Below are 20491 nucleotides of genomic sequence, written 5' to 3'. Positions count from 1 at the left end.
AACATGACAGTTCGCGACGGCGAAGGCAAGGGTTCCGGTACATGAAAAACTCTCTGGTCTCCATCATCCTGCCCACCTACAACCGGGCGGAATACCTCGGCAGGGCGCTCGAATCCGTCCTGGCCCAGACCTACGGCCGCTGGGAGTGCCGGATCATCGACGACGGCTCCACCGACGGCACCGAGGCGGTGGTGGCCCGCTACGACGACCCGCGCATCCACTACCGCCGCCAGGAGAACCAGGGGGTGTCCGGGGCGCGCAACACCGGCCTGGCCGAGTGCGAGGGCGAGGTGGCGGCCCTGCTGGACTCCGACGACGAGTGGTTGCCGGGCAAGCTCGAGACCCAACTCGCCTACATGGCCGAGCACGGCTACGAGATCTGCCAGACCGAGGAGATCTGGTACCGGGGCGGCAAGCGGGTCAACCAGCCCGCGCGCTACGCCAAGCCCGAGGGGTGGTTCTTCGAGGCCTCGCTGGAGATGTGCCTGATCAGCCCGTCGTGCACCATGTTCACCCGCCGGGCCTGGGAGGTCATGGGCCCCTTCGATACGGCCATGCCGTCCTGCGAGGACTTCGACATGTGGCTGCGCGCCTGCCTGCATTTCCCGGTGGGGCTGGTCCGCGAGCCCCTGACCCTGAAGCACGGCGGCCGGCCGGACCAGCTCTCCGTGTGCGTGCCCTGCGCCGATCTGCACCGCATCCGGGCTCTGGTAAAAATCCTGCAAAGTCGAAAACTTGACGAAAAGCAGCGGGACCTGGCCCTGGATTCCTTGGGGCGCAAGGTCGAGATTTACATGCAAGGGTGCGAAAAACGAGGCAAAACCGATGAGGCGCAGCATGTTTGGAACCTGTTTTGCATGGTCCGCGAGGGGAAAGAAATTCCCTTGAATACGTTGCGTTAGCGCATGCCGGGCGGGTTTCCCCCGCGCCGCGCCTTTTTCCGTTGAGAACGACCGCCGCAGGGCGTGAGGTGAACCCGTGCCGAACATAGCCAAGCTCCTGGATACCCTTCCCGCCATCAGCCAGTCCCGGCTGGTGGCCTCCGGCTTCGGCATCTGGGTGGTCTGGAAGGGCGACCTGCACGGCGCGGTGGACAACACCCTCCAGGAATACGGCGCCCTGTGCGTGGCCAAGGAGGCGGAGCAGGCCCTGTGGTATTGCAACACCACCGAGGTCTTCCGGGCCATCGCCCGGCTCCAGGTCTGGGCCAGGGTCAATCCCATGCCGGTCTTCTGCCAGCTCGTGCCCCTGACCTTCCTGGCGGGCTACGACCTTGAGCACTCCGTGTCCCTGTCCGTGGAGCTGGACCGCCAGATCGTGGCCTCGCCCATGGAGTTCGAGGTGGTCATCCACCCCAAGCTCAAGGCCCAGGTCCAGTCCGTGCCCGGACTGTCCACGGAACCGGCCGGCCGCACGGACGGGCTGGCCAACGTGGAGTGGCTTCGCCTGGTGGCCGACCAGGGGCTGGACTACGAGTCCACCCTGCGCTGGTATTTCATCATCAAGCCGCTGGGGCGCATGTCGGACAAGGAGAGCATCCTGGGCTGGCGCGACTTCTCCACCGATGTCATCGAACTGTTGCAGCGTCTCGGCCTCAAGTACATCTCCGACATCAAGGAGGGGGCGCTCTTCCTGCCCCTGGACAGCTTCCGGCTGCTCAAGTCCTTCACCACCGAGATGATGAATCTCATCCGGCACGACAAGGAGACTCCGGACAAGAAGTACTGGCCCGTGGTCATGGCCGCCGTGCCCCAGGGCGACCTGCATTTCACCGCGGACCTGCCGCGCAAGGTGGGGCTGGACTGGAACCGGCTCACTCCGGACTATCCCCACGTGCGCTTCATGGACGGGTTCCTGCTCTCGCCGTGGTTCCGCATGAACGAGGCGCGCTACAGCGCGGGCCCGGTCACCCTGGACTCCTGGTGCACCCTGTCCCTCAAGGACGGCGACAAGGGCGGGGCCTACGGGACCATGCAGGTGGCCCTGCCCAACGCCCTGGTGGCCGTGGACGGCGGGCGCGAGTGCTTCTACTGCGGGCTCAAGAACCACAAGCCTTCCCAGTGCCCGAGCAAGCGGATCGCCACCCCGCAGCCCCAGGTCTGGCGGCTGCTGGCCAAGGCTGACATCGCCCAGTTCTCCGACGGGTTTGCCGGCCTGGACAAGGACGTGAGCACCGAGGATTTCGTGGCTTCCATCCTCAAGGTCATGGAGTCCAGGAACGACCTGGAGAGCCTGCTGGCCCGCGCGGTCTTCGAGATCGACGTGCCGGTCCAGCTGCGCACCCTGAAGCTGGTCTGGCGCAGCCGGGGCAAGGAGTGGGCGGACGGCTTCAAGCAGCTCGCCCCCCAAGAGGGCGATTACATCTGGGACGCCATGGAGAGCCTCGAGAAGGGGGACCTCGACGCGGCCGAGGGGCTGCTCAAGGAGGCCCAGGCCAAGTACCCGAGGAGCTACCAGCCCCAGTCCCTGTGGGGATACTGGTACCTGGAGAAGGGCGACGTCAACCAGGCCATGTTCCACTGGCAGGAGGCCGAGCGCATGAGCTACACCCCGTTGCAGCAGGGGTGCATGGCTTTTCTGCAGGCCCGGCTCATGGAGGTGGAGGGCGACTACAAGGACGCCATCAACACCTACAAGCGGGTCAATTCCCTGTCGCCCACCTGGTTGCAGCCGGTCTATCGGCAGGCGGTCTGCATGGTCAAGATGGGCTTCACCGGCCAGGCCATGGACACCCTGTTCGACCTGGTGGCCCGGGACCCGAACATCTTCAACCGCATCCTGGTGGACCCCGAACTCGACCGAGGCAGGGTGCAGCTCCTGAGCGCCATGTGGGAAAAGTGGAACGAGGCCGAACTCTCGGTGGAGTCCACGCGCAAGAAGGTGGAGGCGCTGACCGACGACATCTCCAAGCGGTTCGACGAGACCCATCCCTATTTCGAGACGGCCAACGAGGAACTGGACCGGCTGCGCAACTTCTCCCGGACCAACAACTATGTAGCCTACCACCAGCTGCTCAAGGGCGCGGAAAAGTTCCAGTTCGCCCTGGATGACGAGATCCGGCGCGAGGTCAAGCGCATCAACGCTAATATCGAGTACCTTTCGGACCGGGTGCGCGACATTCAGCGCGAGGCCGCCTGGTTCCCGTTCCCCAAGCTGCTCCTGGAATTCAACAAGGAATTCAACTACTGTGTGGACAAGATCAACTGGATCCGCACCCAGCGCCTCCAGGATGCGGACAACTTCCGCAAGTCCCTGCGCTTCGTGGAGGAGATCGAGGAGCACATCGACAGCCTGCAAAAGCGGCTGGTCACCCTGCGCATCATCCGCGACTCCACCCTGTTCGTGCTCATGCTCGGGCGCAACTTCATCTGGCTCGAACTCATCGGCCTGGGCCTCCTGCTCGTGGCCGTGCCGTCGCTCATTTATTTCACCCAGAACGTCCAGGGCAACATGATCCTGGACGCCATCAAGGACCCGAGCCAGCGCTGGGAGATATCCAAGGGGCTGGTCATCATCCTGAGCATCCTCTGCGTGTCCGTGGCCGCCGTGAAGAGCGCCCTGACCTTCGACCGGCGCAAGCGCGAGCTCTTCGACCAGATCGACAGGGAGATCCGCAAGGCAGCGCCCAAGCGGTACTGATCTTCACACTCCCTCCCTTTCCAAGAATCCCGTTCTCGGGTTATGCTCCGGCTTCACGAACCGAACAGGAAGCGGAGGCATCATGCATACATTGGTATTGATCCGGCACGGGCAGAGCGCCTGGAACCTGGAGAACCGGTTCACCGGCTGGACCGACGTTGACCTGACCGAGCAGGGCGTGCGCGAGGCCGTGGACGGCGCGAAGCTCCTCAAGGAGGCCGGGCTGACCTTCGACGTGGCCCACACCTCGCTGCTTCGGCGGGCCATCCGCACCCTCTGGCTGGTCCAGGACGAAATGGACCTCATGTGGCTGCCGGTCTTCAAGACCTGGCGGCTCAACGAGCGCCACTACGGCGCGCTCCAGGGACTGAACAAGGCCGAGACCGCCCGGAAGTACGGCGACGAGCAGGTTTTCGTCTGGCGGCGCAGCTTCGACACCCCGCCGCCGGAGCTGGACCCGTCCGACCCCCGGTTTCCCGGCAACGACCCGCGCTACGCCTCCCTCGCCCCGGAGGAACTGCCGCGCTGCGAGAGCCTCAAGCTGACCATCGAACGGACCATGCCCTACTGGTTCGAGACCATCGCCCCGGAGGTCCGGGCGGGCAGGCGGGTCCTCATCGTGGCCCACGGCAACTCCCTGCGCGGCCTGGTAAAGTACCTGGACACCATGTCCGACGAGGCCATCACCCAGCTGAACATCCCCACGGGGCTGCCCCTGGTCTATGAGCTGAACGACGACCTGACCCCGCTGCGCCATTACTACCTGGGCGACCCCGAGGCCGCGGCCAGGGCCGCCGAGGCGGTTGCCAACCAGGCCAAGGGGGAGTAAACAAGACCGGTCATGGACCAGACCGGATTCACGCGCGCATTGCTGCAATGGTACGACGCCGAACACAGGGACCTGCCCTGGCGGCGCGATCCCAGCCCCTACCGGGTCTGGGTCTCGGAGATCATGGCCCAGCAGACCCAGATGGACCGCGTGGTCGAGTACTACAAGCGCTGGATGGACCGCTTCCCGGACATCCGCTCCCTGGCCGACGCCCATGAGGAGGAGGTCCTGAACCTCTGGGAAGGGCTCGGCTACTACTCCCGCGCCCGCAACCTGCACCGCGCCGCCGTGCTGATCGAAGACCACTTCAACGGCGAGTTCCCCGCCGACTTTTCCGACATCCGCTCCCTCCCCGGCGTGGGCGACTACACCGCCGGGGCCGTTGCCTCCATCGCCTTCGGGGAGGCCGAGATCGCCGTGGACGCCAACGTCCTGCGCGTCTTCGCCCGGCTCCTGGACATGGACCTCCCGGTCCGCGACAGGGCGGGGCGGAACATGGTCGAGGACGCGGTCCGGCGACTCATCCCCGAGGACCGGCCCGGCGACTTCAACCAGGCGCTCATGGAGTTCGGAGCCCTCATCTGCCGCAAGAATCCGCGCTGCGAGGCGTGCCCGGTGCGCGCGTTCTGCCGGGCCCACGAGATGGGCACGGTGCCCCTGCGCCCGGTCCTGCCCGAGGCCAAACAGGTCATCCGCGTGGACATGGCCACCGGCTTCCTGGTCCACCGGGGCCGGGTGCTCATCCAGAAGCGCAGACCCGGCGACGTCTGGCCCGGCCTGTGGGAGTTCCCCGGCGGCTGCATCGAGCCGGGAGAGACCCCGGAGCAGGCCCTGCGGCGTGAATATCTCGAGGAGGTCGAGCTGGCCGTGGAGCCGGTGGAAAAGATCACCGTGGTCCGCTACAGCTACACCCGCTACCGCGTGACCATGGACTGCTTCCTGTGCCGCTACGACGGCGACCCCGTGGACCCGGTCTTCCACGAGGCGGTCAAGGGCGGGTTCGTGCCCCCGGCCGATCTGGCCAACTACGCCCTGCCGTCGGGCCACCGCAAGCTGGTGGACCGCATGCTCGCCGACATGCGCTACGCCCATCTGTTCAAATCCTGATTCCCCATCATTCCGGACTGCTGCCCGCATAGGCACAGCCCTTGCTTTCCTCCCTGCGCACCCCTGTTGGGGGCCAATTTTTTGACGTTTTCAGCGCGGGAGCAGCCCATGTCCATCGGCAAGATCGACGGTTACGAGACCCTGAACGCAATGCGCACCCCGGGAGCGGGGCGCGACGCCGGACAACTGGCCCGGCAGGCCGCCTTCGAGAACCAGATGCGCATGACCAAGGCCCTGTTCGGCGACGGGGCCGACAACCCGGACGAGGACAACGAATCCTTCGACGTCTCCATGGTCAACGACACCCAGGTGCTCGAGGCCCTGTCCGCCATCTCCCGGATCATGCGCGACGAGGCCGGGCTCCAGGCCGCGCCCGCCCGTTCCGCCGCCCCTGCGCAGTCCGTCCGCGAGACCGCCCGGACCGACGTCAACGCCCATGTGCCCGGCGTCCTGTCCGCAGGCTTCGAATCCGGCGCGGACGGCGCGGCCGCCGTGGGCTATGATCGCGTGGGCGGGACCTCCTACGGGACCTACCAGATCGCCTCCAAACCCGGCACCATGGACGAATTTTTGACCTACCTCGACGGCCGACGCCCGGACTGGGCCGACCGGCTGCGCGAGGCCGGACCGACCGACACCGGCTCCACCCAAGGCGCCATGCCGAACGTCTGGCGGGCCATCGCCGCCGAAGATCCCGCCGGGTTCAACGCCGTCCAGCACGACTTCATCGCCCGCCGGACCTACGATCCGGCCCGGACCATGATCCTCGAACGCACCGGCCTCGACTTCGACAGCGCCCCGCCCGCGCTCCAGGAGGTCCTCTGGTCCACCTCGGTCCAGCACGGCCCCACCGGCGCGGCCAACATCTTCAACAAGGTCATCGACCGGTTCCTGAACAAGGGCCGCGAAGACGACTTCAACGCCCAGCTCATCAAGGGCGTCTACGAATCCCGCAAGGACCAGTTCGGCTCCTCCACCGCCCGCGTCCGCCGCAGCGTGGCCGACCGCATGGACTCCGAAAAACAACTCGCCCTGAACATGCTCGAAAAAATGTCCGTCAACCGCATGGTGTAGAGGGAAGAGAAGCATGCCTACGGGCCTCCAGCCGTTGGCGAGTCTTCGAGCCCTACGGATGAGGACAGCAGCGATCGGCCAGGGCGCTGCCCTGGACCCGCTTAAGAACCTCTATCGCTGCTGTCGCCATCTCTAAAGCTCGAAGACTCGCCAAGAGCTGGCGCTGAAAGAGGTTCTTAAGAATCTCCAGAACTTTTTATGCCGCTTCGCGGGAGTCGTGCGCTCGCACACTCCGTGCGTCGTTTCGGGTCCACATCGCATCCGTACATTTTAGTAAGATAGAGTAGATTCCCCATAACCCGCCCCGCAAAGCGGCGATAAAAAGTTTAGGAAGGGAGAGGGGTTGGGGGTCCGGGGGAAGGGGAGGCATCCCTACCCTAATTTTTGTTCGAGGTCGGGGTCGAGTTCGACGCGGAGGGTGCCGAGTTTGCGGTCGACGGCGACCTGGCCGGGGTTGAACCCTTTGACTTTGCGCACGTCCTTGACCAGGGCGTACATGACGTCGGCCTTGCCGTCGTCCTTGCGGTAGCTTTTCAGGCCGCAGAGGATGGCGGCCTGGACCAGAGTGGATTCGGGCACGTCCTGGCCGGGGTGGTCGCGTTTGAGGATGACGTGCGAGCTGGGGCCGTCCTCCACGTGGAACCAGTAGTCGAAGGGCGAGGCCGCCTTGCTCAGGATGTCGTGGTTGGCCTGCTTGTTCTTGCCGCGGATGACGGTGAAGCCGTCCGTGGTTTTGAACAGGCGCACGGCCAGTCCCCGGAACCGCTTGGGCAGGGAGGCGGGGCCTTCTGGCTCGGGGTCGCCCTTGGCGGCCTGGGCCGGGTGCAGTTCGAGGGTGCCGTCCTCGGCCTGGGCGAGCTGGGCCAGGAGTTCGCGGCGGCGGCGTTCCACGTGCGGGAAACCGCGCTGTGCCTTGGCCGACAGCTTGAAATAGCGCTCCATGTTCTCGGTGGGCGAGAGGAACGGGTTGAGGGACACGGTCATGGGGCCGTGCACCGGGTGGGTCACGTCCACGGACTCGAGGCCCTCGGCATCCTTGAAGCGGTAGAGCTCGGCCTGGAGCGCCTCGGCCTTGACCTGTTCGGCGGCGAACTGTTCCAGGCGCGCCTGTTCCTGGTCCAGGCTGGCCAGGTTGCGCTTGAGCTTCTTGCGCAGCCGCTTGAGCTGGACGGTCTGTGCCTTGTCCTCCTCCATGTCGAGCAGGGGAAAGAGGGTGCGTTCGCCGTAGGTTTGGGCGGCGGCCAGGGCCGATTCGAAGATTTCATCGTCGCCGCCGGACGGCCAGGCCGTGGGGGGCGCCCAGGAGTCGCCGGACCGGGTCAGGTGAAAACGGTCGGCCGAGGCCGTGGCCACGGCGAAGTAGAGGGCGTGGGCCCGGTCCTCGGGCAGGGCGGCCAGGACCTTGCGCAGGGGCGGGGAGATGTGCGGATGGTCGCGCCAGATGTCCTGGTCCTCGATGACGTCTTCCAGGGCGGGCCATTCGGGCTCGACGGCAAAGGTCGGCGGCAGCTCGTCGGCCAGGGACAGGCCGGTGCGGCAGTCCAGGATGAGGAAGGTTTTGCCGTCCGGGTCGGTGCGCGGGGAGAGTTCGAGGGCCAGGCGCAGGTTGGGCCAGTCCCGGTGCGCGGCCAGGATGCGGCGGTTTCTGAGCCGCTTGCGGAACCACATGGCCATGGCCGGGGCGGTCTGGGGATTGACCGGTTTGGTCGCAGAGAGAAATAAATGGCCCGCCGATTTGGCGGGCCTGAAGATCAGGTGCAGGGGGTCTCCCGTGTTCTGGATGGCCAGCACCCAGACGCCGGGGGCCGGGCCGAATACCTTGTCTATTCGGCGGCCGACAAGAGTGGACGCGAGTTCCGCACTCAGGAAGCGGAAGAAGTTGGCTTCCATGGCCGTCTCCGTCCAGGGTCGGGCGGCTAGTCGCCGCGCACGGCCTCGTCTTCTTCCTGTTTGCTCTTGCAGTTGATGCACAGCGTGGTCATGGGCCGCGCCTTGAGCCGGGCAATGGAGATATCGTCGCCGCATTCCTGACAGATGCCGAATTCGCCATCGTCGATGCGGTTGATGGCCTGCTGAATCTTCTTGATCAGCTTGCGTTCGCGATCGCGTAGACGCAGGGTGAAGGCCCGGTCGCTCTCGGCCGTGGCCCGGTCCGCCGGATCGGCATAGACCTCGCCCGATTCGGTCATGTCTTCGATGGTCGCCTCACTCTTCTTGAGGATGTCATCGAGCATGCCGTTCAGGGTTTCCTTAAAGTACTTCAGATCGTTGGCTTCCATATAACTTCCCCCTCCAGGAGTGAGCAGTCTGTTGAGGAGCTAAGGGTGTAACCCCTTTTCTACTGAATTAAAGCGCGTTGGTATACCAAAAAGGCCCAAAAAGTAAAGTCTTTCCATTAGGCCAAAAATTCCGGGGAGTTCATACTCTCCCGGATTTTAAAAAAATCCAAAATACGCTTGACACCCAACGGGGCCACGGGTAAACAGTGGTTCGCTTTTGAGGGCGGGAATAACTCAGTGGTAGAGTGCAACCTTGCCAAGGTTGAAGTCGCGGGTTCAAATCCCGTTTCCCGCTCCAAAAAATCGGCGACATAGCCAAGTGGTAAGGCAGAGGTCTGCAAAACCTCCATTCTCCGGTTCAAATCCGGATGTCGCCTCCACTCGGCGGGAATAACTCAGTGGTAGAGTGCAACCTTGCCAAGGTTGAAGTCGCGGGTTCAAATCCCGTTTCCCGCTCCAGCTAATCAAGCCGGTCTCCGCGTGAGACCGGCTTTTTTAGGGGAGCCCGCCGCCGAAGACACGCGGGAATAACTCAGTGGTAGAGTGCAACCTTGCCAAGGTTGAAGTCGCGGGTTCAAATCCCGTTTCCCGCTCCACGAACACCCAGGCCGATCCCTCCGGGACCGGCCTTTTTTATGCCCGGCGTTTTCCCCTACACGCTTGGTTTTATTCCGCTATCGATAAAATGTGACTTTTGCGCATCGTTTTGCCCATGGCCGGTATGGTCCGTGCAGATACGGGCTGGACGGCAACAATTTCCCGTACAAACCCGACCGTCCGGACGACCATGAGCAAGACGACCATCGATCATATCCAGAGCCCCGTCCACGGCGCGATTCCCGGCGGATTGACGGGCTCGCCCCTGGCCTCGGCGGGCATGCAGGCCCGGAACTTCACCGCCATGGTCGGCCTCCCGGCCCCGGCCATCGCCCCGGACTTCTACACCCCCGACCCCCTGGTCGCGGACGTGGAGCGTCTGTGCGACCCCGACGAGCCCGTGTCCGACACTCGGCTGCTCAACCTGGCCGTGAAATACTTTTTTGCCTACGTGCACGAGGACGCCCATTGCGACGCCGTGCCTTACGCCGAACTGGCCGCGCTCTATGAACAGTTTTCGCGCCACCAGTCCATGAACGAGCCGGGCGACGACATCGAGGTCATGAACCGGCTGCGCATGTGGTCCCCGGTGCTGCGCGTCCTGGCCGACGCCCCGCGCGCGGCCCACGTCCTGCGCGCGGTCCTGGCCCGGACCGACGCCGCCCCGGCCTGCGGGCCCTTCGTGGGCGTGGACCTCGGGGCCGGGACCGGCATCATGCTCCTGGCCCTGCAAATCCTGGCCCGGCGCGGCGGCTGCTCGGACATCCAGACCCTGGGTTACCAGTGCGACCCGCTGTCCGGCGAGCGGACCCACGACCTGGTCCATGCCCTTGGCGCGGGGTCCGTCATGCTCGCAGACCCTGCCCGCGAACACGCCTTCCATCTGGTGCGCGGCCGGAACGTCGATTTCGTGGCCAACGAGGTCATGGCGGGCATCCAGCAGTCCCTGGACGCGGACAACTGTTTCGACAAGTACCGGGCCTTCATCCACGCCGTGGGCCACGGCCTGGACCGGGCCGCCTTCTTCCCAGACGGGCTCGTCGCCCACAGCACCGCCACCCGCGCCTCGGTCATCCTCGCCCGCGAAAACGGCTTCCAGCCCCCGGCCGAATACCTGACCGACAAATTCATCCCCCAGGGATTCATCCTCGACGGCAAGGTCCTGCCCATCCACAAACTCGGCAGCGACTTCTATCGTTACCTGACCTAGAAGAGGCCTCCGGCGGGGCCTCGCCGGCCGGGCGCCTCCGGCGGCCGGGGCGCTGCCCCGGACCCCGCCAGAGAACCTTTTGAAAAAGGTTCTCTGGACTCTCCAAAACTTTTTGGCGCCGCTTCGCGGGGGCCGTGCGTCCGCACGCTCCGTGCTTCTTCGCGGTGCCAACCACATCCGTACATGCTTCAATAATAAAATACGCCTTCCCGCAACCCACCCCGCGAAGCGGCGCTAAAAAGTTTAGGAAGGAGAAGGGGATGGGGGGGCGAGGGAAGGGGAAGAGGGAACCCTTTTCAAAGGGTTCCCTCTTCCCCTTCCCTCGGCTGCCGGAGGCATCCATCTACCCCCACAGGGCGATGACGGCGGCTCCGGTGGTCATGATGATGGTGCCGATGAGGCGGAAGCGGATGCCGGTTTCCTTGAACAGGAGCCAGCCGTAGAGCACGGAGAAGATGCCCGCGGTGCGTTTGATGGTGATCATGTAGGCTGCGGCGGTCATGGTCATGGCGGTGTTGTGGCAGGCGGCTTCGGCGAAGACGATCAGTCCGGCAACGGCGCCGAGCAGGGGTTTACGGGTCAGGTTCTTGAGGGACGCCTTGCCCGTGGCCAGGAGGATGAGGGTCAGCAGGACGCCGTACAGGGCGAAGATGACCACGGCGGCGAACATGGGCGAGGAGTTGAGGATGATGACCTTGCCGCCCACCGAGGTCAGGCCGAAGAGCACGGCCACGACGAGCATCAGGGCCGAGCCGGGTTCCTTCCAGATCGCCTTGACCGGGCCGAGCAGGCCGTAGCGGGCTGAATCGAGGTTGAGCACGTAGCCGCCCGCGACGACCAGGAGCATGCCCAGGATGCCCTGGGGCTTGAGGCTTTCGTCCAGGATGAGCCCGCCGGTGAAGAGGACGAAGACCGGGGTGAAGCTGAGGAAGGGCAGGGTCAGGGACAGGGGCGACACGTGGATGGCGCGGTAATAGAGGACGATGGAGATCATGAGCAGGGGCAGCACCCAGGCCAGGGAGGGGAGGAAATCGGGGCCGATGGGCGGGATGTCGATGAACATGAGCGCCGCGAGGAAAAGCGGCAGGCCGTAGAAATAGGGGATCAGGCTCATTTCCCAGGGCGATAGGTCCGAGAAGAATCGCTTTATGAACGCGGAGTTGGAGGCCATGAAAAAGGCCGCGCCCACGGAGAGCAGGAACCAGGTCACTGCGGCGGCTCCCCGGCGTCGGCAAGGGCGCTGATCCCGCCCTCATAGGACCAGGCCGTGAGGCGGCCCGTGTGATCCAGGTGGGCGACCAGGGTGAAGGGCAGCCGTTTGCCGTCGTAGTACCAGGTCATGACCGGGTTGGTGGAGGCGAAGCGCAGATCGCGGAAGACCAGGGTCCGGCCCTCGGGCGTGTCGGTCTCCTCCACGTAGGGCCACAAGGTGAACCAGGCATAGGTGGCGAACATGGATTGCTGCTTGCCAAGGGCGCGCAGGAACGTCTTGTCCGCCCGTCTGACGCGCAGGGGCGCGGTGGGCTCGCGGTCGCCGAACAGGTCCATGGTGTCGAGCAGGTAGTCCGGACCGGCGGTGACGACCACCTTCCAGAAGCGCGGGGACAGGGCGTCCGGGGTGACGCGGACGTGGTCATGGGCCACGCCTCGGGCGTCGAGGCGGTGGGCGTAGACGTTCTGGAGTATTGCCCCGGCGGCCATGTTGGCCAGGGGGTAGGCGAAGAACCAGGCCATGCCGACCAGGGCGATGGTCTGGCGATGCTTTTTGCCCAGTCCGGCCGTGGCCAGCAGGGCGAGCGCGGTCAGGGTGAAGACCGGGTCGATGATGAAGGCCCCGTCCAGGGCGAAGCGGTGGTTGGAGAAGGGCGCGAGGAGCTGGGTGCCGTAGGTGGTGATCAGGTCGAGCCAGACGTGGGTCAGGGTCAGGGCGTAGAACAGGGCGGCGATCTTCACGAACGGGGTGCGCCGGGAAACGAGCTTGTACAGCCCGGCCAGGGCCAGCGCCAGGACCAGGGTGCCGAAAAAGGAGGTGCTGACTCCCCGGTGGTAGAGCAGGTTGAACTCCGGGCCGTCGCTGAAGAGGATGTCCGCGTCGGGAATCCAGGCCGCGAGCACGCAGGCGGGCAGCAGGAATTTCGCTTCGGGAAACCACCTGCGCGCGGCCAGGCCGCCCATGAGGCCCGAGGAGAGGTGCGTGACCGGGTCCATGGATGGGGGTATACCTTGCGGCGAATATATTGTAAAAAACAAACTTGCGGTTTGAGGGAGCCAAGGGTAAGGAGCGGAAACTTCGTATAAAAGGAGCACGACGCGCCATGTTGAAACCGTCTGTCGGCGTCGCCCTGGAAGGGCTGCCCTATATCATCATCGCGGCATTCACCACTCTGATCTTCGCCATCATCGGCTGCTGGCCCATGGCCGTCCTCGGGCTGGCCGCCACCGCCTTCATCGGGCACTTCTTCCGCGACCCCGAGCGGGTCGGTCCGGAGGACGCCGAGGCCGTGTCCGCCCCGGCGGACGGCAAGGTCATCAAGGTCGGCCGGGCCGTGGACCCCGTCACCGGGGAAACCCGCCAGTACATCGCCATCTTCATGAACATGCTCAACGTGCACGTGAACCGCATGCCGGTCAGCGGCAAGGTCGAGACCATCCGCTACATTCCGGGCAAGTTCTTCAACGCCTCCTTCGACAAGGCCAGCGAGGACAACGAGCGCAACATCCTGGTGGTCACCGGCAAGGGCAACCAGCGGTTCACCATGGTCCAGATCGCGGGGCTGATCGCCCGGCGCATCGTCTGCTGGGCCGAGCCGGGCGACAAGCTCAAGCGCGGCGAGCGGTATGGTCTTATTAAGTTCGGATCAAGAGTTGACCTTTACATTCCGGATGGCTATGTACCAACTGTCAGCGTCGGTCAGAAGACCGTCGCGGGCGAAACGGTGGTCGCGGAAAAACGCGCCGCCTGACCCGGAGACTGAACGCAACCGATCGCCATGGTAGAAAAGAAATTGCCGCGCCATAAGAGTGTCTATCTCTTGCCGAACCTGCTGACCACGGCCAGCCTGTTCGTCGGCTTTCTGGGACTGACCTGGGCCATCCAGGGGGATATCGCCTCCTGCGCCCTGTGCATCCTGGCCAGCTGCGTGTTCGACGGGCTGGACGGCAAGGTGGCGCGTATCACCAACACCCAGAGCGAATTCGGCGTCCAGCTCGACTCCCTGGCCGACCTGGTCGCCTTCGGCGTGGTCCCGGCGGTCATGGCTTACCTCTGGGTCCTGAACGACTTCGGCCGCCTCGGCCTGATGGCCGCCTTCCTGTTCATGGCCTGCGGGGCCCTGCGCCTGGCGCGGTTCAACGTCCAGGCGGCGACCTCCTCCAAGAAGCATTTCGTGGGGCTGCCCATCCCGGCGGCGGCCTGTACCCTGGCCACCCTGGTCCTCTTCACCGAATACGTGCCGCAGGAGTACATGCACTCCGTGGTTTCGGTGGGCACATTGGTCCTGGTCTACGTGCTGTCCTTCTTCATGGTCAGCACCATCCGTTTCTACTCCTTCAAGGAAATCAGCGCCTTCAAGGCTCATCCCTTCAGCTGGATGGTGACCGCGATCCTGCTTTTCTCGCTCATCGCGTCGCGCCCGAAGGTGCTCGGCTTCGTCTTCTTCCTGGGCTACCTCGTGTCCGGCCCGCTCTACACCCTTTTCCTACTATCCCGTACCAACAAGCGACTACTACGGGACAGCTCCAAGAAAGAGCTAGGCTAGCTCTCCTCATCCCATATTGGTACGTCGTACTGACCCTGATCGCCACGCTGCCCGTGCGGGTTTTGCGTTTGGCGGTTGCATACCCATTGGCAAACATTTAGAACATACCCCCGCAGGGGGAAATATCCCGGAGGATACCATGGCAGAAAGAGTGTACGTATTCGATACCACCTTGCGTGACGGCGAACAGTCTCCCGGCGCGACCATGAACCTGGACGAGAAGATCCGCATGGCCCGTCAGCTCGAAACCCTGGGCGTGGACATCATCGAGGCGGGCTTCCCCATCGCCAGCCAGGGCGACTTCGAGGCGGTCCAGGCCATTGCCTCGGCCGTCGAGAAACCGCAGATCGCCGGACTGTGCCGCGCCGTGGTCAAGGACATCGACCGCTGCTGGGAGGCCATCAAGGACGCCCGGCACCCGCGCATCCACGTCTTCCTGGCCACCAGCGAAATCCACATGAAGCACAAGCTGGGCAAGACCGCCGACGAGGTCATCGAGATGATCAAGAAGGCCGTGGCCCATGCCCGCCAGTACACGGACAACGTGGAGTTCTCGGCCGAGGACGCCTCGCGCTCGGACTGGGACTTCCTGGTCAAGGTGACCGAGACGGCCATCGACGCCGGGGCCTGCGTGGTCAACCTCCCGGACACCGTGGGCTACGCCCAGCCCTTTGAATACTATGACATGATCAAGTACGTCGTGGACAACGTCCGCAACATGGACAAGGCCATGATTTCGGTCCATTGCCACAACGATCTGGGCTCGGCCGTGGCCAACTCCCTGGCCGCGGTCAGGGCGGGCGCGCGCCAGGTGGAGTGCACCGTGCTCGGCATCGGCGAGCGCGCGGGCAACGCGGCCCTGGAGGACCTGGTCATGGCCCTGAACACCCGCAAGGAGATGTACGGCGTGGAGACCGGCATCAACACCGAGCAGTTGTACCCGTCCTGCCGCCGTCTGTCCCAGATCATCGGCATGCCCATCCCGCCCAACAAGGCCATCGTCGGAGCCAACGCCTTTGCCCACGAGTCCGGCGTGCACCAGGACGGCGTGCTCAAGAACCGGCTGACCTACGAGATCATGACCCCGGCCTCCATCGGCCTGACCACCAACGAGATCGTCATCGGCAAGCACTCCGGCTCCCACGCCGTGCGCAAAAAGGCCGAGGAACTGGGCTACAAACTGGACGAGGCCCAGGTCAACGTGCTCTTCAAGGCGGTCAAGGACCTGGCCGACAAGAAGGAGCAGGTCTTCGACGAGGACGTGGAGGCGCTCATCCTGGAGTCCGTGTACCGCCGCAAGGACCGCTTCCGGCTGGTGGACATGTCCGTGTTCTCCGGCACGGGCGACGTGCCGCCCCACGCTGCCACGGTCATGGAGTTCGGGGCCGAGGGCGATGCCGAGGTGCGCAAAACCAGCAATTTCGGCGAGGGTTCCATTGACGCCGTGTTCCAGTCCATCTACTCATTGGTGGGCGTATCCCCGAAACTCGAAAGTTATACGGTCAACGCCGTGACCGAAGGGTCCGACGCCCTGGCCGGCGTCGCCGTGCGCATCGAGCACGACGGCGTCAAGGCCGTGGGCCGCGCCAACGACGGCGATGTGGTCAAGGCCAGCGCCTTGGCCATGGTCAACGCATTGAACCGCTTGGAAAAAGCGAAAGAGGAGAAATAGTCAGATGGGTCAGACCTTAGCTGAAAAAATTCTGCAGAATCATACGGACCAGACCGTCACCGGCCCCGGGCAGATCGTCCAGTGCCGGGTGGACATGGTCCTCGCCAACGACGTCACCGCGCCGCTGGCCGCCAAGGCCTTCAAGGCCATGGGCGCGAAAAAGGTGTTCGACAAGGACAAGGTGGCCCTGGTCTGCGACCATTTCACTCCGAACAAGGACATCGACTCCGCCGAACAGGTCAAGGTGGTCCGCGACTTCGCCGAGGAAATGGGCGTGACCCATTACTACGAGTGCGGCGAGGTCGGCGTGGAGCACGCCCTGTTGCCCGAGAAGGGCATCGTCGGCCCCGGCAACGTGGTCGTGGGCGCGGATTCCCACACCTGCACCTACGGCGGCCTGGGCGCCTTCGCCACGGGCATGGGCTCCACCGACATCGGCGCGGCCATGGCGCTGGGCGAGACCTGGTTCAAGGTCCCGCCGACCATCCGCGTGAACCTGACCGGCACCCCCGGCGAGTTCGTCGGCCCCAAGGATTTCGTCCTCAATCAGATCGGCATCCTCGGCGTGTCCGGCGCGCTCTACAAGGCGCTCGAATACGGCGGCGAGGTCGTGGACGCCATGACCATGGAAGGGCGCATGACCATCGCCAACATGGCCATCGAGGCGGGCGGCAAGGTCGGCCTGTTCCCGGCGGACCGGAAGACCCTGGACTACGCCGCCAAGGCCGGGTTCAAGGGCGGCGAGATCATGGCCGCCGACGCGGACGCCGTGTACGAGCGCGTGCTCGACATCGACGTCACCGGCATGGCCCCCCAGGTGGCCTGTCCGCATCTGCCCGAGAACGTCAAGCCCGTGGACGAGACCGCCGGGCTCAAGATCCATCAGGCCGTCATCGGCTCCTGCACCAACGGCCGCATCGAGGACATGCGCCTGGCGGCCGGCGTGCTCAAGGGCCGCAAGGTCGATCCCAAGGTGCGCTGCATCATCCTGCCCGCCACCCCGTCCATCTGGAAGGCGTGCATGCGGGAAGGGCTGATGGAGATCTTCATGGAAGCGGGCTGCATCGTGGGCCCGCCCACCTGCGGCCCCTGCCTGGGCGGCCACATGGGCATCCTGGCGGGCGGCGAGCGCGCCATCGCCACCACCAACCGGAACTTCAAGGGCCGCATGGGCTCCCTGGAGTCCGAGGTCTTCCTGTCCAACCCCGCCGTGGCCGCCGCCTCCGCCGTGGCCGGCGAGATCATCAACCCGGCCAAGCTGTAGGAGGGTGCAACAATGAAAGTAACCGGAACCGCTCACAAAGTGGGCGACCATATCGATACGGACGCCATCATCCCGGCCCGCTTCCTGGTGACCACCGACGCCAAGGAACTGGGCGCCAACTGCATGGAGGGCCTGGAGGCCGGATGGGTCAAGCGGGTCAAGGAGAACGACGTCATGGTCGGCGGCGTGAACTTCGGCTGCGGCTCGTCCCGCGAACACGCGCCCATCTCCATCCTGGGCGCGGGCATCCCCGTGGTCCTGGCCCACAGCTTCGCGCGCATCTTCTACCGCAACGGCTTCAACATGGGCCTGGTCCTGCTCGAGATCGGCGACGACATCGACAAGTTCAGCGACACCGACCAGATCGAAGTGGACACGGCAAGCGGCGTCATCAGGAACCTGACCACCGGAGCCACCGTCCAGGCCGCCCCGGTCCCCCCGTTTATGCAGGAAATCCTGAATGCGGGCGGACTGGTCGAGTACGCCAAGAAGAAACTGGCCTAAGAAGGCCTCCGGCGGCCGGGGGAAGGGGAAGGGAAACCCTTTGAAAAGGGTTGTCCCTTCCCCTTCCCCCGGACCCCCATCCCCCATCCTTTCCCAAACTTTTTGGTTCCGCTTCGCGGGGTAGGGGGACGATAAATTTGTTAGTGGCATTGAGCATGCGCCCCCACGGCCCCGCCGAAGGCGCGACAAAAAGTTTTGGAGAGTCCAGAGAACCTTTTTCAAAAGGTTCTCTGGTCCCGCCGAAGGCGACCCCCGGTAGGGCCGCCGGAGGCATCTTCCAGCACAACAGGAGTGAGCGATGAAGATATGTGTAATGCCCGGCGACGGCATCGGCCCGGAGATCGTGGCCCAGGCGCTGCGGGTTCTGGACAAGGTCGGCGACAAGTTCGGCCGCGCCTTCGAGACCACCGAGGCGTTGATCGGCGGTTGCGCCATCGACGCCGAGGGCGTGCCGCTGCCCGCCGGGACCGTGGCCAAATGCAAGGATTCGGACGCGGTGCTGCTCGGCGCGGTGGGCGGTCCCAAGTGGGACGTCATCGACCCGGCCATCCGTCCGGAGAAGGGCTTGCTCGGCATCCGCAAGGAGCTCGGGCTGTTCGCCAACGTGCGTCCGGCCAAGCTGTTCAAGCAGCTGTCCGCCGCCTGCTACCTGCGCCCGGACATCGTGGCCCGCGGCCTGGACGTCATGGTCGTGCGCGAGTTGACTGGCGGCATCTATTTCGGCGAGCCACGCTTTGACGGCGAGAAGGATGGCGAGCGGTTCGGCTACAACACCATGACCTACTACGAGCACGAGATCCGGCGCATCGCCAAGGTGGCCTTCGAGGCAGCGCGCAAGCGTTCCGGCAGGGTCTGCTCCGTGGACAAGGCCAACGTCCTGGACGTGTCCCGCGTCTGGCGCGAAATCGTCATCGACGAGCACAAGAACTACCCGGACATCGAGCTGTCGCACCTGTACGTGGACAACGCGGCCATGCAACTGGTGCGCGACCCGTCCCAGTTCGACGTGCTGGTCACCGGCAACCTGTTCGGCGACATCCTGTCGGACGAGGCCGCGGCCATCACCGGTTCCATCGGCATGCTGCCGTCGGCATCGCTCGGCGCGGGCAATCCCGGCCTGTTCGAGCCCATCCACGGTTCGGCCCCGGACATCGCGGGCAAGGACCTGGCCAACCCCCTGGCCACCATCCTGTCCGTGTCCATGATGCTGCGCCACGCCTTCGACATGGCCGAGGAGGCCGACTGCGTGGAGCGGGCCGTGGAAAAGACCCTGGAGCAGGGCTACCGCACCGGCGATATCATGCAGGAGGGCGGCAAGCGCGTGGGCTGCACCGCCATGGCCGAGGCCGTGCTGGCGAACATGTAGTCCGGATCAAGAGAAGAGTCGAAGGGCCGCGTCGTTTGCGATGCGGCCCTTTTATTTGGCGGCTAGAGCCGGGGGGTGCTGAGCTTGCCCGCCTTGAGGGCCTGTTTGCCGGTCTCCAGGTCGATGAAGCCTAGGGCCACGCACACGCCCAGGTAGTCCATCTTGAGGATTTCCATCTTCTTCAGGGCGCGGTTGTGCTGTTCCCGGGTGATCTTGCCCTGGTTGAGCAGGTAGCGGCCCATCTTTTCGTTCTCGTCCATCTCGACCGATTCCAGGTCGGCCACGGAGATGCTCCGGACGTCGCCGCGATCGCTTTTCAGAGCGGCCAGGGCCTGTTCCTTTGTGGTCAGCTCCCGTTGCAGGTCCCGCTTGCGGTCGCGCAGGGATTGGTGCCGGGTCTCGAGTTCGTTTTGCAGGTTGTACAGCTCGTTCATGGTCGTGTAGCGGTACTTGGAGATCATCCGGAAGATGATGAAGAAGGCGGCCAGGGCCAGGCCGAAGAGCATGCTGAAGGTCATCATGGCCGTTTCCGCTGCTCCAGGATGGATATCTGGTCGGTCAGGTCGTCCACCTTGGTCTTAAGGTCCGCGATCTGTTCGTCCAGGACGGCGTTCTTGGATTCGAGGTGGACGGTCAGCCGCCGGACCTCGTTGCGCTTGCGGCGGATCATGTCCGAGCAGTTGTGGTGGTGGACCACGATGATCCCCAGGAGGACGAACCCGAACATGGCCAGGAGGAGATATAGGGTGCTTACTTCCAGCATGCGATGACGCGTCGGGTTGTCGGTTCGGAAAAGGCCTGAACTGCGGGCAAGATACGTGCAAACACGGCGGGATGCAAGGAAATGCATCGTATCCCGAAAGGCCGTCCGCCCGTCACCCGTCCGCCGCCTGGCCGGACCCCGCGCCGGTCCGCGCAAGATCGAGCAGCAGCCCGATCTTCTGTCCGGCGGGCAGCTTCTTGATGCGCATTTCCAGCTTCAGGGCCGCGCTCTTGCCGTCCACCTCCGCGCTGGCCGCCAGGCACACCGGGAGCCGCGCCCGGGTGTACTTGGAGGCGGTTCCGGCGTTGTGCGCCGCGATCCGCCGGTCCAGGTCGTTGGTGATGCCGCAGTAGAGGCTGTTGTCCGCGCAGCGGAGCAGGTAGACGTGCCATGCCTTCATGGGGGCCAGTGTACCCATCGGACCGCGCG

Annotated in this window: 19 protein-coding genes and 4 tRNA genes; 16 read left to right on the top strand and 7 right to left on the bottom strand. The window is 64.7% G+C overall.

Features of this window, described 5'->3' with window-relative positions; translation table 11 throughout:
• Window positions 1-41 precede the first annotated feature (41 nt).
• The 5 genes from DND132_RS03780 (at window position 42) to DND132_RS03760 (ending at window position 6649) form a co-directional block, all read left to right on the top strand.
• Window positions 42-902, top strand: a complete 861-nt coding sequence (locus tag DND132_RS03780) for a glycosyltransferase family 2 protein (RefSeq protein WP_014321380.1) — start codon at window positions 42-44, stop codon at window positions 900-902.
• 76 nt (window positions 903-978) lie between these two features.
• Complete coding sequence (locus DND132_RS03775) at window positions 979-3639, top strand: tetratricopeptide repeat protein (RefSeq protein ID WP_014321379.1); 2661 nt, start codon at window positions 979-981, stop codon at window positions 3637-3639.
• An 82-nt stretch (window positions 3640-3721) separates the two neighbouring features.
• The gene (gpmA, locus tag DND132_RS03770) at window positions 3722-4468 is read left to right on the top strand and encodes a 2,3-diphosphoglycerate-dependent phosphoglycerate mutase (RefSeq protein WP_014321378.1); all 747 of its coding nucleotides are present in this window, start codon (window positions 3722-3724) and stop codon (window positions 4466-4468) included.
• A 12-nt stretch (window positions 4469-4480) separates the two neighbouring features.
• Window positions 4481-5575 carry an A/G-specific adenine glycosylase gene (mutY, locus tag DND132_RS03765; protein WP_014321377.1) on the top strand — a complete coding sequence of 365 codons (1095 nt, stop codon included), beginning with the start codon at window positions 4481-4483 and terminating at the stop codon, window positions 5573-5575.
• Between the two features lie 108 nt (window positions 5576-5683).
• Window positions 5684-6649 carry a VgrG-related protein gene (locus DND132_RS03760; RefSeq protein ID WP_014321376.1) on the top strand — a complete coding sequence of 322 codons (966 nt, stop codon included), beginning with the start codon at window positions 5684-5686 and terminating at the stop codon, window positions 6647-6649.
• Window positions 6650-7021: 372 nt separating this feature from the next.
• Here the strand turns inward: DND132_RS03760 and DND132_RS03755 are convergent, their stop codons facing one another.
• Window positions 7022-8539, bottom strand: coding sequence for an NFACT RNA binding domain-containing protein (locus tag DND132_RS03755; RefSeq protein WP_014321375.1), 1518 nt, complete (start codon window positions 8537-8539; stop codon window positions 7022-7024).
• Between the two features lie 26 nt (window positions 8540-8565).
• Window positions 8566-8928 carry an RNA polymerase-binding protein DksA gene (gene dksA / locus DND132_RS03750; protein ID WP_014321374.1) on the bottom strand — a complete coding sequence of 121 codons (363 nt, stop codon included), beginning with the start codon at window positions 8926-8928 and terminating at the stop codon, window positions 8566-8568.
• Window positions 8929-9151: 223 nt separating this feature from the next.
• Here dksA and DND132_RS03745 point away from each other — a divergent pair.
• From DND132_RS03745 to DND132_RS03725, 5 genes are all read left to right on the top strand, one after another.
• Window positions 9152-9226, top strand: a tRNA-Gly gene (locus DND132_RS03745).
• A 7-nt stretch (window positions 9227-9233) separates the two neighbouring features.
• A tRNA-Cys gene (locus DND132_RS03740) sits at window positions 9234-9308 on the top strand.
• Window positions 9309-9312: 4 nt separating this feature from the next.
• Window positions 9313-9387, top strand: a tRNA-Gly gene (locus tag DND132_RS03735).
• A gap of 62 nt (window positions 9388-9449) precedes the next feature.
• Window positions 9450-9524, top strand: a tRNA-Gly gene (locus DND132_RS03730).
• A gap of 191 nt (window positions 9525-9715) precedes the next feature.
• Complete coding sequence (locus DND132_RS03725; RefSeq protein ID WP_014321373.1) at window positions 9716-10735, top strand: hypothetical protein; 1020 nt, start codon at window positions 9716-9718, stop codon at window positions 10733-10735.
• 343 nt (window positions 10736-11078) lie between these two features.
• Here DND132_RS03725 and DND132_RS03720 read toward each other — a convergent pair whose 3' ends face one another.
• Window positions 11079-11945 carry a DMT family transporter gene (locus DND132_RS03720; protein WP_014321372.1) on the bottom strand — a complete coding sequence of 289 codons (867 nt, stop codon included), beginning with the start codon at window positions 11943-11945 and terminating at the stop codon, window positions 11079-11081.
• Complete coding sequence (locus tag DND132_RS03715) at window positions 11942-12943, bottom strand: metal-dependent hydrolase (protein WP_014321371.1); 1002 nt, start codon at window positions 12941-12943, stop codon at window positions 11942-11944. The genes DND132_RS03720 and DND132_RS03715 overlap by 4 nt, the downstream gene beginning before the upstream one ends.
• Window positions 12944-13050: 107 nt before the next feature.
• Between DND132_RS03715 and DND132_RS03710 the strand changes: the two genes are divergently transcribed.
• From DND132_RS03710 to leuB, 6 genes are all read left to right on the top strand, one after another.
• Window positions 13051-13698: a phosphatidylserine decarboxylase family protein gene (locus DND132_RS03710; protein WP_014321370.1), complete on the top strand. Its 648-nt coding sequence runs from the start codon at window positions 13051-13053 to the stop codon at window positions 13696-13698.
• A gap of 27 nt (window positions 13699-13725) precedes the next feature.
• Window positions 13726-14493 (top strand): CDP-diacylglycerol--serine O-phosphatidyltransferase, encoded by a 768-nt coding sequence (pssA, locus tag DND132_RS03705; protein ID WP_014321369.1) that lies wholly within the window; start codon window positions 13726-13728, stop codon window positions 14491-14493.
• Between the two features lie 139 nt (window positions 14494-14632).
• On the top strand, window positions 14633-16165 hold the full coding sequence (locus DND132_RS03700) for a 2-isopropylmalate synthase (RefSeq protein WP_014321368.1): 1533 nt from the start codon (window positions 14633-14635) through the stop codon (window positions 16163-16165).
• 4 nt (window positions 16166-16169) lie between these two features.
• Window positions 16170-17429, top strand: a complete 1260-nt coding sequence (gene leuC, locus DND132_RS03695) for a 3-isopropylmalate dehydratase large subunit (RefSeq protein ID WP_014321367.1) — start codon at window positions 16170-16172, stop codon at window positions 17427-17429.
• 12 nt (window positions 17430-17441) lie between these two features.
• Window positions 17442-17933: a 3-isopropylmalate dehydratase small subunit gene (locus DND132_RS03690; RefSeq protein ID WP_014321366.1), complete on the top strand. Its 492-nt coding sequence runs from the start codon at window positions 17442-17444 to the stop codon at window positions 17931-17933.
• Window positions 17934-18231: 298 nt separating this feature from the next.
• Complete coding sequence (gene leuB, locus DND132_RS03685) at window positions 18232-19299, top strand: 3-isopropylmalate dehydrogenase (RefSeq protein ID WP_014321365.1); 1068 nt, start codon at window positions 18232-18234, stop codon at window positions 19297-19299.
• 62 nt (window positions 19300-19361) lie between these two features.
• Here the strand turns inward: leuB and DND132_RS03680 are convergent, their stop codons facing one another.
• The 3 genes from DND132_RS03680 to DND132_RS03670 form a co-directional block, all read right to left on the bottom strand.
• On the bottom strand, window positions 19362-19820 hold the full coding sequence (locus DND132_RS03680) for a hypothetical protein (protein WP_014321364.1): 459 nt from the start codon (window positions 19818-19820) through the stop codon (window positions 19362-19364).
• Window positions 19817-20062, bottom strand: a complete 246-nt coding sequence (locus tag DND132_RS03675; RefSeq protein ID WP_014321363.1) for a hypothetical protein — start codon at window positions 20060-20062, stop codon at window positions 19817-19819. Before DND132_RS03675 ends, DND132_RS03680 begins: the two co-directional genes overlap by 4 nt.
• A gap of 112 nt (window positions 20063-20174) precedes the next feature.
• Window positions 20175-20480 (bottom strand): GIY-YIG nuclease family protein, encoded by a 306-nt coding sequence (locus tag DND132_RS03670; RefSeq protein WP_014321362.1) that lies wholly within the window; start codon window positions 20478-20480, stop codon window positions 20175-20177.
• Between the last annotated feature and the right edge of the window lie 11 nt (window positions 20481-20491).

The organism is Pseudodesulfovibrio mercurii, assembly GCF_000189295.2.
Classification (GTDB): domain Bacteria; phylum Desulfobacterota; class Desulfovibrionia; order Desulfovibrionales; family Desulfovibrionaceae; genus Pseudodesulfovibrio; species Pseudodesulfovibrio mercurii.
The sequence above is the reverse complement of the archived record's forward strand: the minus strand, read 5'-3'. Positions and strand labels throughout refer to the sequence as shown.